This is a genomic window from Pseudomonas sp. (assembly GCF_049590575.1).
Lineage (GTDB): Bacteria > Pseudomonadota > Gammaproteobacteria > Pseudomonadales > Pseudomonadaceae > Aquipseudomonas.
On the sequence record NZ_JBAWDE010000008.1, the window covers coordinates 1 to 16,733 of the forward strand.

General features: G+C 63.9%; 13 protein-coding genes and 1 pseudogene. 6 read left to right on the plus strand and 8 right to left on the minus strand.

From position 1 onward, the window contains the following. The 6 genes from WBR57_RS00215 to WBR57_RS00240 form a co-directional block, all read right to left on the minus strand. Positions 1-472, minus strand: a 472-nt coding sequence (locus WBR57_RS00215) for an SDR family NAD(P)-dependent oxidoreductase (protein WP_424081042.1), incomplete at its 3' end; no start/stop codon positions are given. A gap of 10 nt (positions 473-482) precedes the next feature. Continuing rightward, positions 483-1,505, minus strand: a complete 1,023-nt coding sequence (benC, locus tag WBR57_RS00220; protein ID WP_424081044.1) for a benzoate 1,2-dioxygenase electron transfer component BenC — start codon at positions 1,503-1,505, stop codon at positions 483-485. Positions 1,506-1,515: 10 nt separating this feature from the next. Beyond that, on the minus strand, positions 1,516-2,004 hold the full coding sequence (benB, locus tag WBR57_RS00225) for a benzoate 1,2-dioxygenase small subunit (protein WP_424081046.1): 489 nt from the start codon (positions 2,002-2,004) through the stop codon (positions 1,516-1,518). Beyond that, positions 2,001-3,377 (minus strand): Rieske 2Fe-2S domain-containing protein, encoded by a 1,377-nt coding sequence (locus WBR57_RS00230; RefSeq protein ID WP_424081048.1) that lies wholly within the window; start codon positions 3,375-3,377, stop codon positions 2,001-2,003. Before WBR57_RS00230 ends, benB begins: the two co-directional genes overlap by 4 nt. 107 nt (positions 3,378-3,484) lie before the next feature. Then, complete coding sequence (locus tag WBR57_RS00235; RefSeq protein WP_424081050.1) at positions 3,485-4,432, minus strand: helix-turn-helix domain-containing protein; 948 nt, start codon at positions 4,430-4,432, stop codon at positions 3,485-3,487. Between the two features lie 214 nt (positions 4,433-4,646). Continuing rightward, complete coding sequence (locus tag WBR57_RS00240) at positions 4,647-6,464, minus strand: ABC transporter ATP-binding protein (protein WP_424081052.1); 1,818 nt, start codon at positions 6,462-6,464, stop codon at positions 4,647-4,649. A 284-nt stretch (positions 6,465-6,748) separates the two neighbouring features. Here WBR57_RS00240 and WBR57_RS00245 point away from each other — a divergent pair, with 284 nt between their 5' ends. The 5 genes from WBR57_RS00245 to WBR57_RS00265 all read left to right on the plus strand — a co-directional run bounded on the left by WBR57_RS00245 (position 6,749) and on the right by WBR57_RS00265 (position 14,323). After that, positions 6,749-9,181 carry a TonB-dependent receptor plug domain-containing protein gene (locus tag WBR57_RS00245; protein ID WP_424081064.1) on the plus strand — a complete coding sequence of 811 codons (2,433 nt, stop codon included), beginning with the start codon at positions 6,749-6,751 and terminating at the stop codon, positions 9,179-9,181. Between the two features lie 62 nt (positions 9,182-9,243). Further along, positions 9,244-10,857, plus strand: coding sequence for an ABC transporter substrate-binding protein (locus tag WBR57_RS00250; protein ID WP_424081066.1), 1,614 nt, complete (start codon positions 9,244-9,246; stop codon positions 10,855-10,857). Then, positions 10,854-11,804 (plus strand): ABC transporter permease, encoded by a 951-nt coding sequence (locus tag WBR57_RS00255; protein ID WP_424081054.1) that lies wholly within the window; start codon positions 10,854-10,856, stop codon positions 11,802-11,804. Before WBR57_RS00250 ends, WBR57_RS00255 begins: the two co-directional genes overlap by 4 nt. Positions 11,805-11,807: 3 nt before the next feature. Then, positions 11,808-12,704, plus strand: a complete 897-nt coding sequence (locus tag WBR57_RS00260) for an ABC transporter permease (protein WP_424081056.1) — start codon at positions 11,808-11,810, stop codon at positions 12,702-12,704. After that, a complete protein-coding gene (locus tag WBR57_RS00265) occupies positions 12,701-14,323 on the plus strand; it encodes a dipeptide ABC transporter ATP-binding protein (RefSeq protein WP_424081058.1) in 1,623 nt (540 codons plus the stop codon). The genes WBR57_RS00260 and WBR57_RS00265 overlap by 4 nt, the downstream gene beginning before the upstream one ends. A gap of 3 nt (positions 14,324-14,326) precedes the next feature. Here WBR57_RS00265 and WBR57_RS00270 read toward each other — a convergent pair whose 3' ends face one another. Both WBR57_RS00270 and WBR57_RS00275 read right to left on the minus strand, forming a co-directional pair. Then, entirely contained in the window at positions 14,327-15,658 is a 1,332-nt protein-coding gene (locus tag WBR57_RS00270) for an ABC transporter substrate-binding protein (RefSeq protein WP_424081060.1), read from the minus strand. Between the two features lie 184 nt (positions 15,659-15,842). Continuing rightward, complete coding sequence (locus WBR57_RS00275; protein ID WP_424081062.1) at positions 15,843-16,364, minus strand: SgcJ/EcaC family oxidoreductase; 522 nt, start codon at positions 16,362-16,364, stop codon at positions 15,843-15,845. 185 nt (positions 16,365-16,549) lie between these two features. On the opposite strand from WBR57_RS00275, the pseudogene WBR57_RS00280 reads away from it, so the two are divergent. Further along, positions 16,550-16,733, plus strand: a pseudogene (locus tag WBR57_RS00280) (sensor histidine kinase); the annotation flags it as partial.

Here is a 16,733-nt window from a genome sequence, read left to right on the forward strand (position 1 = left end):
GGGCATTCACGCCGCCTTTGGCCGCGCCATAGGGCACGCGGTTGACCCCGCGCGTCGCCACCGACGACACATTCACAATCGCGCCGCTGCCCTGCTCCAGCATGTACGGCAGCACGCAATGGCAGCACCACAGCGTGGGGAACAGCGAACGGCGCACTTCGGCTTCGATTTCTGTCTCGGCGTAGTGCTCGAAAGGCTTGGCCCAGATCGTCCCGCCGACGTTGTTGATCAGGATGTCGATGCGCCCGAACCGCGCCTTGGCTGCCGCCATCACCCGTGCGCACTCGGCATGCTGTTCCAGGTCGGCCGTCAGCAGCAGCACGCGCTCGTGCTGCAACTCATGCACCAGCTCCGAACGATCGACCGCCACCAGCCAGGCGCCCTCCTCCAGCAAACGCTCGGCAACGCGCCGGCCGATGCCCTGAGCGGCGCCGGTGACCAGCGCAACCTTGTGGTTAAAACGTGAATTCATGCTCAGGTCCTCAGGCGGCATCGCAGTTGGCGATGGCGTTGGGGGTGAATTTCTCGTAATGGAAACTGGCCGGGCTCACGCCCTGCTGCTTGAAGTGCTGGCGCACCGCGTCGACCATCGGCGGCGGGCCGCACAGGTAAACGTCGACATCGCCGCCGTTGAGCACCGCGTTGTCCATGTGTTGGGTGACATACCCCTGGCGCGGGTGGGCGGTGTGCGGGTCGGCCACGCAGGTGAGCACAGTCAAGCCGGGCAACCGCGCGCAGTAAGCTTGCAGCGCCTCGACCAGCACCAGGTCCTGATCGCGCGTGACGCCGTAGATCAGCGTGATCGCGCGGGTTTCCTGGCGTTGCGCGAGCACTTCGAGCATCGACAGAAACGGCGCCAGCCCGGTGCCGCCAGCCAGCAACAGCAGTGGCCGCACCACGTCGCGCAGGTAAAAACTGCCGAGGGGGCCGGTCATCGGTACGCTGTCGCCCGGTTGCGCGCGCTCCAGCCAGCCGCTCATCAAACCGCCCGGGACATGCTTGATCAGGAAGCTTGCATGGGTATCGCCGGGGCGGCTGCTGAAGGAGTACGAGCGGGTCTGCCCGCTGTCCGGCACACCGATGTTCACGTATTGGCCGGGCAGGAACACCGGCGCCTGGTCGAGTTCGAAGCTCACCTCCAGCGCGGCATCGGCGTGGCGAGTGATGCTCGCCAGCGTAGCGGCAAACTGCGCGGTGCCGGTCTTGCAGGCGCTGGACGGCACCGGCACGGCGATCACGCAGTCGGAGTGCGGCACCATCTGGCAGGTCAGCACCTGGCGTTCCTGGGCTTCGTCCTCGCTCAGCGCGTCTTCGATGTAGTCGTCGCCGAGGTCGTAGGTGCCGGTTTCACAGCGGCATTTGCACGTGCCGCAGACGCCGTCCGAGCAGTCCATGGGCAGGTTGATGCGTTGGCGGAAGGCGGCATCCAGCACCTTCTCGCCGGCTTTGCAGTCGATGAAACGGGTGACCCCATCCTCGAAGTTCAGGGCAATGGCGTAGGTCATGGCGGTGTCCTCAGATGTGGTAGATGTCGATGACCTGGTGGATGTAGTCGTTTTTCAGCACGACTTTCTTGCGCGTGATCAGCGGCTGTTCAGCGCGGGTGTCGAGGCGATAAAACGAGGTGCCGAAGTAGCTGTCGGTGGTCTTGTAGCGGTGGCTGAGGGTGTGCCAGTTGAAGCGCAACTCCACCTGCGCGCCGTCGTCTTCCAGCACTTCGAGGTTGCTGATCAGGTGCGCGGTGCGCGGCTCGGGCGTGCTGGCGCTGGAGCGCTCGGTCTTGATCCGGAAAATGCGATCTTCGAGGCCGTCGCGGCTGGGGTAGTAGATCAGCGAGATTTCCCTCTGCGGGTCTTCGGTGAGGGTGTCGTGGTCGTCCCAGGCGGGCATCCAGAATTCGACCTTGGGCGAATAGCACGCCAGCCACTCATCCCACTGGCGGTCGTCGAGCAAGCGTGCTTCGCGGTAGAGAAAGTCCAGCAGGCGGTCACGGGACAGGCTCATGGCTGCACCTCGCGGTCGCTGGCGATCAGGCCTTGTTGTTCGCGCTGGATCGCGCGCTGCAGGCTCTGCGCCCAATGCGCGTGCTGGCGCACGAACAGGCCCTCGTCTTCGGTCTTCAACCCACTGAGTTGCGGGCGCATGCCCATGGCCAGGGCATTCTCGTCGGCGCCTTCAACCCATTGTTTGGCGCCACGGCTGAGGTCATTCCACAGGCTACTCGCGCCCTGGTAGCCCGTCTGACAGGCGCGGAATTCTTCCAGGTCATCCGGGGTGCCCATGCCGCTGACGTTGAAGAAATCTTCGTACTGGCGGATACGCGTGGCGCGCTCCTGGGCGCTTTCACCGATGGGCGCCATGCAATAAATCGTGACTTCGGTTTTGTCGACGGCGATGGGCCGCACCACGCGGATCTGGGTGGAGAACTGGTCCATCAGGTACACATTCGGGTAGAGGCAGAGGTTGCGGGTCTGGTCGACGATAAAGTCGGCGCGCGCCTGGCCCAGGCGCTCGGCCAGCTCGGCGCGGTGCGCGTGCACCGGGCGTACTTCGGGGTTGAGCAGGCGCGTCCACAGCAGGATATGCCCGTGGTCGAAGGCATAGACGCCGCCCAGGCTTTTCGACCAGCCATTGGCGTCGACGGTGCGTGTGCCTTCGGCTTCGTAGTTGCGCCGGCCCATGGTCGCCGAGTAGTTCCAGTGCACCGAGCTGACGTGGTAACCGTCGGCACCGTTTTCGATCTGCAGTTTCCAGTTGCCGTCGTAGACATACGACGAACTGCCGCGCAGCACTTCCAGGCCTTGCGGCGCCTGGTCGACCATCTGGTCGATGATCACGCGGGTTTCGCCCAGGTAATCGCTCAACTCGGGCACCGCGTCGCCGAGGCTGCCGAACAGAAAGCCGCGGTAGTTTTCGAAACGCGCCAGGCGCGTGAGGTCGTGGGAGCCGTCGCAGTCGAAGCTGTCCGGGTAAGCGCCGGTTTTTGCGTCTTTGACCTTGAGCAGCTTGCCGGCGTTGCTGAAAGTCCAGCCATGAAACGGGCAGGTAAACGAGCCCTTGTTGCCTTGCTTGCGTCGGCACAGCATGGCGCCGCGATGCGCGCAGGCGTTGACCAGGCCATGCAGGGTGCCGTGTTTGTCGCGGGTAATGACCACGGGTTGGCGGCCGATCCAGGTGGTGAAGTAGTCGTTGATTTCAGGCACCTGGCTCTCGTGGGCCAGGTAGATCCAACCGCCTTCAAAGATGTGTTTCATTTCCAGGGCGAACAGGTCGGGGTCGGTAAAGATGTCGCGGCGGCAGCGGAACACCCCGGTGGCGGGGTCTTCCTGAACGGACTCGCGCAATTGGCTGGCGAGGCGGTCGAGTGTGCTGATCATGGGGCAGGCCCTCCGTTGTTCTTGTATCAGGCGCCTTCACCGTACGGGTTTGCCCTACTCCTCAATATCCGCTTTCTGCACATCGCTATCCGCCTGGCGCACGCGGCTTATCGATGGCGTTTCCAGGTCTGCGACGGCAGCTCGCCAAAGCATTTGCGATAGGCTTCGGAGAAGCGCCCCAGGTGCACGAAACCATGGTCCAGCGCGACCTCGGTGACGCTGCGCGCGGTGCTCAGTTGCAAACGCGCGTGCACCCGCTCCAGCTTGCGCCGCCGCACGTAGTCACGCGGCGACAGGCCGACCCGGCGCTCGAACAGGCTGTACAGCGAGCGTTCGCTGACCTTGGCAACCGCCGTCAGTTGCTCGACGCTGATGTCCTCGGCCAAATGCTCCTCGATAAACTCGCGCACCGCCTCGAAGCCGCCGCGCTGGGCTGGCTGGGGGATCACCCGCAGCACATTGCTGCCCAGCAGCGCCAGCAGCTTGCTCGCCACAATGCGCTCGTACAGGCCCTGCATCTGCGGCTCGACGGCGTTTTCCGCCTCGTGGCAAATCAGCCCGAGCAGCTGCAGGAAACCGCCCATTTCGCTGAGGGCATGCCGCGCCGTGGCGAAGCGGATGCCTGACGGCGGCAGGCTCCAGTGCTGCTCAAGGCAGGCATTTTCGAGCAGGCGCACCGGCAGTTTGATGATGAATTTTTCGCAGTCGGCGGAATAGGTCAGGTCCACCGGGTCATCGGGGTTGATCAGCAGAATCTCGCCCGCGCCCAAGACTTGTTCTTCGCCACGGGAATTGGAGCGGCAGTGGCCACTGAGCAGAATCTGCAAGTGATAGATGGTTTCCAGCGCCACCGACGTCACCCGCACCGGCGCGCCGTAGCTGATGCGGCACAGGTCCAGGCTGGAAAAGGTGCGGTGGCTGATGCTCGCCTGCGGGCGGCCTTTGGGGGGCAGGCGGATGCAATGGCTGCCGACATGCTGGTTGACGTAATCCGACACGGCGTAGGCATCGGCCCGTCGGAAGATCTGGCTGCGCTCACTCAATAGCACGGTCATGGTTGCGCCTCTTTTATAGTTATTGAGCGCAGGCTGACGCTTGGGTAGGGGTGCGTCCAATATGGATAAGGTCTGAAGGGATACCCAGGAGGTATCGTCAGGCGTTCTGCGGCAGGGTTGCAGCGGAGCGCCGGGCGCGCAGGGCTTGCGGTGACGATGTCGGCCTCAAACTTTGAAACAATACTCTTGGCCGGATTGGACAGGCGCTCGCTATCTAGCGATAACCCCGGGCCTGAACATCGAACAGCTCGGCATAACGCCCACCGGCCGCCATCAGTTGGCTATGGTCGCCGTCCTCCAGGATTCGCCCTGCGTCCAGCACGATGATGTGGTCAGCATTGCGCACGCTGGAGAACCGATGGGAAATCAACAGCGTCATGCGCCCCTTGGCATGTTCGCGAAAGTGCTCGAACACTGCCGCCTCGGCGCCGGCATCCAGCGCGGCTGTTGGCTCGTCAAGAATCAGCAGGTCGGCCTCCTGGCGCATGTACGCGCGGGACAAGGCGACTTTTTGCCACTGCCCCCCCGACAACTCCTGGCCGCCCAGCCAGCGGCCCAATTGCGTGGCGTAGGCCTTGCTCAAACGCTCGATGAATTCGGCGGCCACACCCTGGGCAGCAGCAGTGCGCCAGCGCGCCTCGTCGTTCAACGCCTCGACGTCGCCCACCCCGAGGTTTTCGCCGACGCTCATCTGGTAGCGGATGTAATCCTGGAAAATCACCCCGATGCGCTGGCGCAGTGCCTGTTCATCCCAGTCCTGCAAGTCGCTGCCATCCAGCAGGATGCGCCCTTCGTGCGGGGTATACAGGCGGGTGAGCAGTTTGATCAGGCTGGTTTTGCCCGAGCCATTCTCGCCGACCAGGGCCAGGCTTTGCCCCGGTGCCAGGTGCAGGTTGATGCCGCTCAACGCCGGCCGCTCGGCGCCGGGGTAGCTGAACCCGACGTGCTCGCAGCGCAGGCCGTCGCCGGGGCGCGCGCCCTCGGTCAACCGGCCATGGGGTGTGACCACGGGGGTTAGCAGGTACTCGTACAGGTCCGACAGAAACAAACTGTCATCATAAAGTCCGGCAATCGCGCTGAGGCTGGCGGTGATCGCGCTTTGCCCTTGCTTGAACAGCACGATGTACATGGTCATCTGGCCCAGGCTGGTCTGGCCGCGCACGGTGTCCAGCACCACCCAGGCATACGCCACATAAAACGCCGCGGTGCCCAGCAGGCCCAAGGCAAAGCCCCAGGCATCCCGGCGCACCGTCAATTGGCGGTCTTCGGTGTACAGGCGCCGGGCGTTGTCGCGGTAGCGCTTGAGAAACAACGGCGCCAGGCCGAACAGCTTGACCTCCTTGGCATGGGTCTCGTGGGACAGCAGCGACTCCAGGTAATTCTGCTGGCGGGTCTCGGGCGCACGGCGGTGGAACAAGCGGAACGCATTGCCGGAGAAGTGCGTCTCGGCGAAGAACACCGGCAAAGCACCGACCACCAGGATCACCAGCGCCCACGGCGAAAAGTGCACCAACAGCACGGCAAAGCTGATCAGCGAGATCAAGTTCTGCACCAGGCCCAGGCCCTTGGTGACCAGGCTCAGCGGCCGGGTCGACGCGCCCTGGCGCACGCGCACCAGCTTGTCGTGGAACTCGGCGTCTTCAAACTGCAGGAGTGACAGGGTCTGGGCTTTCTCCAGAATCATCAGGTTGACCTTCACCCCCAACTGCACGCGCAGCAACGATTGCTGCATCGACAACCCACGCTGCGCGGCGGCCAGCAGCGCCAGCACGCCCGCCTCGGCCAGCACGTATTGCATCACCGGCCACACAGGCGCCTGGCTGCCGGCGGCATGAATCTGCATGGCATGCACCACGCCATCGACGATGCGCTGGCCGATCCAGGCGGCCAGCGCCGGTAGCAGACCGGCGACGATCGTGGCCAGCAGCAGGCCCAGGAATAAAGGACGCGACGTTTCCCACACCAGCCCCAGTGCCCTGCGCGCCTGAATGGAAAACGCGCTTAATCGATTGAACAGCAGCATGAATGGCATGGACTCCGCGTGGGGGTTGGGGTGGGACCGATGGATTATGACAGGCGCTGCCCCCTGGCACATCCCACGGCGACTGGCCACGCCGCACCCGCCAGATAATAAAAATAGATGATTTTATAAAATCGCAAGATAACAATTTCTAATAATTAGCTTATTCCAAAAAAGACTTTCCCCGCAGTTTTTTATAGAGATATCTTCACTTCACAGACCGACCCCATGCCTGGCGGAGGACGTATACCCCGACCACCAGGAGCCTTCAGCAGGCTTACATGGACCCTTTCGACATGCCAGACATCGCCTCCTCGCTCCCCCTGAAGAACTTCCATTTGTCACTGTTGACCAGCTCGCTGCTGCTGGCCGCGACGCCCGCCCTCGCCGAGACGGCGACCGAGGACGCCAAGCTCGGCACGGTGACGGTGATCTCTACCGGTTTGCGCGGCCAGGAGCGCACCGTGGCCGACAGCCCGGCGCCGATTGACGTGATCAACAGCGATCAGTTGCTCAAGACCGGGCGCGCCGAGCTGTCCGAGGCCATCGCCAAGCTGCTGCCCTCATTCAACTTCGGCACCAACATCGCCGGCTACAACTCGGTGACCCGGCCCCTGAGCAACCGCAGCCTCGGCCCGGCGTACACGCTGGTGCTGGTCAACGGCAAGCGTCGGCACAACGGCGCCACCGGCCAGCGCGGTTCGATCGATAACAGCGGCGCGAATGCGGTGGACATCGACCTGATCCCGGTCAGCTCGGTCGACCATATCGAAGTGCTCAAAGACAGCGCTGCCGCGCAGTACGGTTCAGATGCGGTGGCCGGGGTGATCAATATCATCCTCAAGTCCGCCAACAACGGCGGGCACCTCGAGACCAGCTACGGGCAGTTGTATTCCGGCCAGGGTGAAACCATCAAGGTCGCGGGCGACCAGGGTTTCAAATTCGGCGACGGCGGCTTTTTTCACCTGTCTGCCGATGCGCGCAAACGCGGCGAAGCCTCGTGGAACGACAAGGCCGACAACAGCGTGCGCGCCTTCAATGACCCAGCCAGGGAAGCCGCCTGGGACCGCGTGGCGATCAAGAACGGCGACCCCGACCTCAAGGCCTTCAACCTGGCCTACAACGCCGAACTGCCGCTGGACGACCTGACGCTGTACTCCTTCTCCACCTATGGCGAGCGCGATGCCGAGGCGGCCAACTACTTCCGCCTGCCGACCGGCACCGCCGCCGTGCCCGAGGTGTTCCCGGACGGCTACTTCCCGCTGAACAACATCAAGGACCGCGACTATCAATTACTGTTCGGCGGCAAGGGCCAAGTGGCGGACTGGAACTGGGACCTGAGCACCACCTACGGGCGCAACAATGTGCACCACTCCAGCGACCTCAATATCAACCCGTCGCTGGGCACCGCGTCACCGACCAAGTTCGACAACCTGGCGACTTTCCGCTTCGAGCAATGGGTCAACAACCTCGACTTCACCCGCCGCTACGACAGTCTGTTCAACCTGACCTCGCCGGTGCAGGTATCGGCCGGCCTTGAGCACCGTTGGGAGCACTTCAGTACCTTTGCCGGCGACCCCGAGGCGTATATCACCGGTACTTACCCCGCCGCGTCGGGCGCGCAGGCAGCGGTCACGATCCGCCCTGAAGACGAAGTCAGCCTGATCCGCAACAACTATGCCGGCTACCTCGACCTGGGTTTCGACCTGACCGAACGCTGGTTCCTCGACCTGGCCGGCCGAGTCGAACATTACGACGACGATTCGGGCAATACCTTCGGCCTGAAGCTGAATTCGCGCTATGAGCTGACCGACACCGTGGCCGTTCGCGGCACCGTCGGCACCGGCTTTCGTGCGCCGTCCCTGACGCAGATCGGCTACACCGTCGCCGACAACCGCGTGGCCGTGGATGCCAACGGCAACGTGGTGCCCGCCGTCACCCGCCTGACGCCTTCGGGCAGCAACCTGGCCAAGGCGCTGGGTGGCGATGACCTCAAGCCGGAAAAATCGCGCAACCTGGGCCTGGGCCTGACCTGGCAACCGGCGCCGCGCACCAGCATCACCGCCGATGCGTACCTGATCGACATCGACGACCGCATCGCCCTGACCAGCAATATCTACGACCGTGGCAATGGCGCGATCAACGCGATCCTCGCCGCCCAGGGCGTGCCCACCGGCACCTGGGTCAACTACTACACCAACGCCTTCGACACCCGCACCCGTGGCCTCGACGTGGTCGCCGACCACACCACGCCGCTGGATGCCTGGGGCGATGTGCGTTGGAGCCTGGGCTTCAACTGGAACAAAACCACCATCGAAGGCGCCCGCGACACGCCAAGTGCGCTGGCAGGTTCGGGCGTGACCCTGGTCGGCCGTGACCGCCAGGGCGACCTCACCGACGCGTCGCCCAAGACCAAGTGGATCCTCGGCGCCAACTGGAAGGTCGAGGACCTTGCGGTCAACCTGCAGACCGCCCGCTACGGCGCGGTCAAGACCCTCGCGGTGAACCCCTCGGGCGACCGCAGCTTCGGCGCCAAATGGATCACAGACCTCGACGTGAGCTACACCTTCGTCGACAGCATCACCGTGAGCATCGGCGGTACCAACATCTTCGACGTACGCCCCGACAAACATGCGGTGTACAGCAACCTCGGCCTCGCGGCCTACGGCAACCCGCCGTTCTACCCGGGCGGCGGCTACTGGTACACCAAGCTCGCCTACGACTTCTGATCCACACCTTGCATGCACACGCATCGCCACATGAGGGCACCCCATTGAATACCTCCAACTTGATGAGCCGTCTGCTGGCCCCATGCGCCCTGGCCTTGAGCCTGGCCGCCTGTTCACCTGCGGGTGACCAGGCCCAGGCGCACAAGACCCTGAACAACGCGTTTTTCGGCGACAACACCACCCTGGTCAGCGTCGATCCGTTCCAGGTCTACTGGCTCGAACACCGCGTGCTGCTGCGCAACGTCGCCGAATCCCTCACCGACCAGGACCCGGACACCGGCAAGATCATTCCCTGGCTGGCCAAAAGCTGGGAGATCAGTGACGACGCGCTGACCTACACCTTCCACTTGCGCGACAACGTGACATTCAGCAACGGCGAGCGCTTTGACGCCAAGGCGGTGAAGGCCGCGTTCGACAGCGACAAGGCGCTGGCCACCGAACTGCCGGCGACCTTTGGCGCGACCTACCTGGCGGGCTTCGACCACGCCGAAGTGGTCGATGACTTCACCGTCAAACTGGTCCTCGCCAAGCCGAACGCGGGATTCCTGCAGGCCACGTCCACCACCAACCTGGCGATCCTCGCGCCGGCTTCCTATGCCCTGACCGCCAAGGAGCGCTCACTCGGCAAGATCATCGGCACCGGGCCATTCGTGCTGGCCAGCTACACGCCGGAAGTCGGCGCGCACCTGACCAAGCGCAAGGGTTACGCCTGGGCGTCGGCCAACATGAAAAACCAGGGCGAAGCCCACCTGGAGGCGGTGGACATCAGCTACATCCCCGAAGAAAGCGTGCGCAACGGCCTGTTCCTGCAAGGCAAGGCCGACATCCTGTGGCCGCGCAATCCGTTCTCGGACGTCGACCTGAAGCTGTTCCAGTCCAAGGGCGCGACCATCCAAAGCCGTTCGCTGCCAGGCCCTGCGCTGAACCTGTACCCCAACACCCGTGGCGAGCGCCCGTTGGCCGACAAACAGGTACGCTTGGCGCTGCAAAAAGCCATCGACCGCAAGAGCTACGCCAGCACCGTGTACAACGCCGAGTTCCCAGTGGTGGACGGCATTTTCGATGTGACCACCCCGTACTTCAAAAGCCAGGGCCACAAGCTGGACTATGACCCGGCAGGCGCCGAACGCTTGCTCGATGCGGCCGGCTGGGCCAAGGGTGCCGACGGCTATCGCCAGAAAAACGGCAAGCGGCTGAGCCTGAGCTACAACATCAGCCCGGCCGAAACCGCCGGCGACGTGCTGCTCCAGGATCAACTGCGCAAGGTCGGTATCGAGGTCAAGCTCAACGTGGTCACCCGCGCCGAATGGGTCGCCAACAACTCGGCCGGCAACTATGACCTGACCATCAACTACATGACCCGCGCCGACCCGATCATCCTGCAAACCATCCTCGATCCACGCACCGCCAACAGCTCGACCCTGGCCACCAACCTCTACGAACCGGCAGTCCTGGACAAGGCCAAAGGTCTGTTCGATGCCGGCATCACCGCCACCCAGAGCCCGCAGCGCGCAGCGGCCTACGGCGCTTTGCAGGATTTGCTGATCGATGAAGGCTCGGCGTTCCCGGTGTATGAGCGCGTGTGGCAGGCGGCGACAGCGCCCAAGGTGAAAAACTTCCGCTGGACCGCCGAGGGCTTCGCGCTGCTGGGCGACATCGAGATCGGCACGCCATGAGCCGCTACCTGATCGGCCGTGTCGGCCAGGCCCTGCTGGTGTTATGGGGGGCGTACAGCATCACTTACTTCATCCTTTATCTGCTGCCGGGCGACACGCTGTCGATCATGCTCAGCGCGTCGGGCATGGAGGCCGACTCGCTGTCGGTCGCGGACCTGGCCAAGGCCCGCGCCTATTACGGCCTGGACAAAGGCTTGTTTGAGCAGTATTTCGACCTGCTGCTGGGCGCGCTGCACGGTGACTTCGGCCAGTCGCTGTCGCTGAACCGCCCGGTGGCCGAGCTGCTTGCCGAACGCCTGCCGCAGACCCTGTCCCTGGCCGGCCTGGCGATTGTGCTGTCGCTGGTCGGCGGCATCGGCCTGGCCTACCTGACCGCCTACATCCGCTGGCAACCGTTGAAAAAAGCCCTGGCACGCCTACCATCCTTGGGGTTTTCGGTGCCGGTGTTCTGGATGGGCCTGCTGTTGATCCAGGTATTTGCCTTCGGCCTGGGCTGGTTTCCCGCGACCGGCAGCCGGGGGTTTGAAAGCCTGGTTCTACCGGCGATCACCCTGGCGATTCCGAGTGCGGCAGTGTACGCCCAGGTGCTGCAGCGCAGCTTCCAGGGCGTCTGGCGGGAGTCGTATATCGTCACCGCCTACGCCAAGGGCCTGAGCCGTGGCCAGGTGCAGGCGCGCCACGGCTTCAAGAACGCCGCGTTGCCGATCCTCACGCTGATCGGCTTGCAAGTCGGCAACACGGTGTCCGGTGCGGTGTTGGTGGAGACCATCTTCGCACGCTCCGGCATCGGCCGCCTGGCCCAGGAAGCGGTGCTGCGCCAGGACATCCCGGTGGTGCTGGCGATCGTCGCGGTGTCAGCGGCGGCGTTTGTGCAGGTCAACCTGCTGGTCGACCTGCTCTACCCCTGGCTCGACCCGCGCATTTCCCATACGCCAAAGGTGTCCTGAACCATGACCGTCCTGGAGCGCAACCTCAATATTCCCACGCACCGCAGCGAACCGCTGTGGCGCCGTCGCAGCCGCCTGCAACGCGCGACGGCGGTGGTGTTGCCACTGCTGCGGCGGCCGGGCTTCAGCCTGGCGCTGCTGATCGTGGTGTTTTCCTTGCTGGCGGCCGTGGCGCCGCAGCTGCTGACGGGCTTCGACCCTTATGCCACGTCGCCCGCGGTCAAGCTCAGCGCACCCAACCTGACGCACTGGTTCGGCACCGATGAGCTGGGGCGTGACCTGTACACCCGCGTGGTCTATGGCTCGAGCCTGTCGGTGCTGGCGGCGTTTCTGGCGGTGGGCATCGCGCTGCTGGGCGGGCTCGGCCTGGGCATTTTGTCGGGCTTTGCCGGTGGCCGCATCGACGCGGTGATCATGCGCTTTGTCGACGTGTTGCTGGCCCTGCCCGGCCTGTTACTGGCGCTGGCCATCGTCACCGCCATCGGCTTCGGCACCGTGCCGGTGGCCATTGCGGTGGGCGTGGGGATTATCCCCGGGTTCGCCCGCACCACCCGCGCCGAGGTGCTGCGGGTCAAGACCTTGCCTTACGTCGAAGCCGCGCGCCTGGGCGGCGCCAGTTGGGGCCGGACCTTGTTGCGGCACATTCTGCCGAACGCCTGGGGCCCGGTGGCGGTACTCGCCACCCTGGACTTCGGCGCGGCAATTCTGGCCACCGCCGGCCTGAGTTTTCTCGGCTTCGGCGCCGCACCGCCGGCGGCGGAATGGGGCACGTTGATTGCCAACGGTCGGCATTTCCTGATCACCGCACCCTGGGTGTCGTTGCTGCCGGGCCTGTTCCTGGTCGCGGTGGTGTTCAGCCTTAACCATATCGCCCGCACGTTCGAGGAGATCCAGCGATGAGCACCAGACACCCTTTGGTTGATGTTCGCCAACTCAGCGTCAGTTACGGCCAAGGCCCGCTGGCGGTGGACCGTCTGTCATTGAGCATCGCCCAGGGCGAGACGCTGGCGATTGTCGGTGAGTCCGGCTCGGGCAAATCGACCCTGGCCAACGCGATCCTCGGCCTGTTGCCCGACAACGCGCAGCTCAGCGCCGGCGAACTGTGGGTCGACGGCAACAACCTGACCCACGCCAGCGAACGCCAGAAACGCAGCCTGCGCGGGCGCACCATTGGCCTGGTGCCCCAGGACCCGATGGTCAGCCTCAACCCCACCCTGCGCGTCGGCCAGCAGATTGCCGAGGCGCTGGTATTGGCCAAGGGCAAACGCTACCCCGGCGTCGACGCCGACATTGTCGAGCTGCTGCAACAGGTGGGCATCGACAAACCGGTACTGCGCGCACGCCAGTATCCGCACGAACTCTCCGGCGGCATGCGCCAACGCGTATTGATCGCCATCGCGCTGGCCGGCAACCCACGGCTGATCATCGCCGACGAACCCACCAGCGCCCTGGACGTGACGGTGCAGCGCAAGATCCTCGACCACTTGCAGCGCCTGGTCAGCGAGCGCGGGATTTCGTTGCTGATCATCACCCATGACCTCGGCGTGGCGCTTGACCGCGCCGACCGTATCCTGGTGATGCAGCAAGGCCAAGTGGTCGAACAAGGCCCGCCACGCCAGATCCTGGTAGCGCCGCAGCACGACTACACACGCGCACTGATCGCCGCGGCACCGGCGTTCGCCAAACGTCGCGAGCCATTGACTTGGATCGACCCGACGCAACAGCCGATCCTGCAGTTGCAAAACGTCGGCAAGACATTCGCGTTGCCCAAGGTCAAGGGTGAGGAGCCGACGTTTGTGGCATTGGAGGATCTCAGCCTGGAGGTCTACCCTGGCCAGACCCTGGCGATTGTCGGCGAGTCCGGCTCGGGCAAAAGCACCGCGCTGCGGATCGCCCTGGGCCTGGAAAAACCGACACAGGGGCGGATCTGGTTCGAGCAACAGGACGTCACCGACCTGAGCTGGCGCGACTTCCGCCCGCTGCGCCAGCGCCTGCAACTGGTGCAACAGAATCCGTTCGCCGCGCTGGACCCACGTTTCACGGTGTTCGACAGCATCGTCGAGCCGCTGGTGTCGTTCGGTTTACTCAAAGGCCCCGCCCTCGAGCAGGCCGCGCGGGAATTGATCAGCCGGGTGCATTTGCCGGTGAGCTACCTCGACCGGCTGCCCCGTGAGCTGTCCGGCGGCCAGTGCCAACGCGTCGCGATTGCGCGCGCCCTGGCCTTGAAGCCTGACCTGTTGCTGCTGGACGAACCGGTCAGCGCCCTGGACGTGTCGGTGCAGGCGCACATTCTTGAGCTGCTGCAAGAGCTGCAACGGGAGATGGGGATTGCCTACGTGCTGGTGTCCCACGACCTGTCGGTGGTCGCCAACTTTGCCCATCAGGTGCTGGTATTGCGCAATGGCCGAGTGATCGAACAGGGCTCGGTCGAGCGGATTTTCAACCAGCCGTCCAGCGACTACACGCGTGAACTGATTGCGGCCATCCCTGGCCGGCATGTCACGGCAAGTGCTGCGTAAGCGTTACGGCGCGGAACAGTCACGCGCCACGATGCCCTTCTCCTGGGCATAAGCGGCGGACTTGGCCTCGATCAACGGGCGCAAGGTGGCGCGGTCGGCCTGCAGCCAGTCCGTCACCAGCACCCACTTTTGCCCATCCCATTGCTGCACCCGCGCTGAGCCGCCGCCTTCGTGGTCGGCGCAGGACAGCTTCAAGGGTGCCAGCAGCCCTTCAAAGCCCATGGCCTTGAGGCGCGCGGCGTCGATGTCCAGATGCTCGAATGCCCAGCGCGTTTCCTCACCGTTCAACGCACGGTTACCGAACCTGGCCTGGCCGGTGCGCAATGCTTCGACGGCAATCGCGGCGTTGATCAGGCCGATGTTGTAATAGACCTTGCCGAAGTAGCTGGCGTCCTTGAGGTTGCTTTTGCCAGGGTCAAGGATGAACTGCTTGAGCCGTTTATGGATTTCAAAGCTGTCGCCCCCCGGGAAGGGTGCCAGCGCCTGGTAGCCTTTGGCGGCGGTGCCGGCGGGTATTACATCGGCTTCTGAGCCGGCCCACACGTCACCGATCAGGCGGTCCACCGGCACGCCGAAACGCACGGCGGTCTTGATCGCCACCGGCGTGGACACGCCCCAGGTGCGCAGAAATACCCAGTCCGGGTTGAGCTGGCGGACTTGCCGCCACTGAGTGGATTGCTCGCTGCCGGGGTCCGCCACGGGGATCTGGATGTTCTCGAAGCCATACTTTTCGGCCAGCAATTGCATGGCTGCCTGGGTTTCACGACCGTAGGCGGAGTCGTGGTAAACGGTGACGATTTTCTTGCCCTTGAGCTTGTCCAGCCCACCTTCGCGCGCAGCGATGTAGTTGATGCCCACCGACGCCTGCCCGTAGTAGTTGAGCAACAGCGGGAATGCATAGGGGAACACGCGGCCATCCGTCGATTCGGTGCGCCCGCCGGCGCCGTCGATCAATGGGATGTGGTCGAGGGCGGCACGGTCCATCAAGGCGTACGAACCCGGCGTGCTGTGGGTGAAGAAAAACCCGGTGGGCGCGCCGTCCAGGCCATTTTTGTAGCGCTCATAGCATTCGATGATGCGGTCGGTCTTCCACTCGGTCTCGCATTCTTGCCAGACCAGCTTGACGCCATTCACCCCGCCTTCGACTTCGTTGATGTAGCGAAAGTAATCGATCTCTCCGGCCCACCACGGGATACCGCTGGAGGCATAGGCGCCGACGCGGTAGGTGGCCAGCGGGATGAACTGTTGATCATTGGCGGCCTGGGCGAGCGTGGGCAACAAGCTGCCGATTGCCAGCAGGCTGGCGATTAACGTGCGTTGCAAGGGGTTGTGCATGGGTATGGGTTCTTATGAAGGGTTGGGGTTTCCCTCCCGTTGTCGGGTCAGCGCCACCTGACTGACAACACGATTCATGCCAAGCCTCTACGCCCTGCCTTTCAATGAATTACCCCGGCCATCGGCACCCCCATGGCCGGGGTAATCGCACAGTTTATTGAACCGCTGTTGCGCCACCAACACCTCAGGACTGCTTGGCGTGCTTGACCTGCGCCTCGGGCATTGCCGAGGAATGGTGGTTGAGGATCTTCCACTGGCCGCCGACCTGCTCGTAGACAAAGGTGTAGCGTGCCTGCACATGGCGCACTTCGCCGTTCTTCTCGGTCAGGGTAAAGGTGTAGACCCCGCTGTCCATCGCCACGTTACTGCCCAGTTGGCGGATCTCACGGTAATTGATCTGGCCTACCGGCTTGAGCGCCAGGAAGTGATCAAAGTAGTTGGCGATCAACTCAGGCGTGTTGCGCACCTGGTTGGACACCGTCGGCTGCAACACCGCGCCCGGTGCGTACAAGTCGACCACTGCCTTGACGTTGCCGCTCTGCAACGCGCTGTTCCAGCGGTCAAACAACCCGGCAATCTCGCGGTCTTGCACATTGGCAGGCGCCTGGGCTACTTCACGGTAAACGTAGGGGGCCGTGTCGGCAGCCTGCACAAACGGTACGCTCATGGCGAAGAACAGGGCGATTGCGGTGGCTTTGAATTTCATTGCGATGCTCCAGTGGTGTTGGTTGTGGCCACTTTGCCAATCCGCCCGTCCCCCGACATCGGCCAACCGGAGTCATTCAGCTATGCCATTTGGCAGATGGCGCCCGACCCACTGCGCAAGGTTTAATGGCCTGCCTCGCGCCCGCGAGCCTGGGTGGCCTGTGTAATCGATACTGGAGTTCAAGCATGCAACGTACGCCACACGATCCCGGCAGTGCCTTGGCGATCCGCGCGCATTATCGACAATCCGAAAGCCGCACCGCGCGTTTACGCTTGCTGGTCGACACCGGCCAGGCCTTGGCGCAGCTGACGCCCGACGCCATGCGCGAACGCGTGCTGGCGCGGGCCTGTGCGTTCCTCGCAATGGACC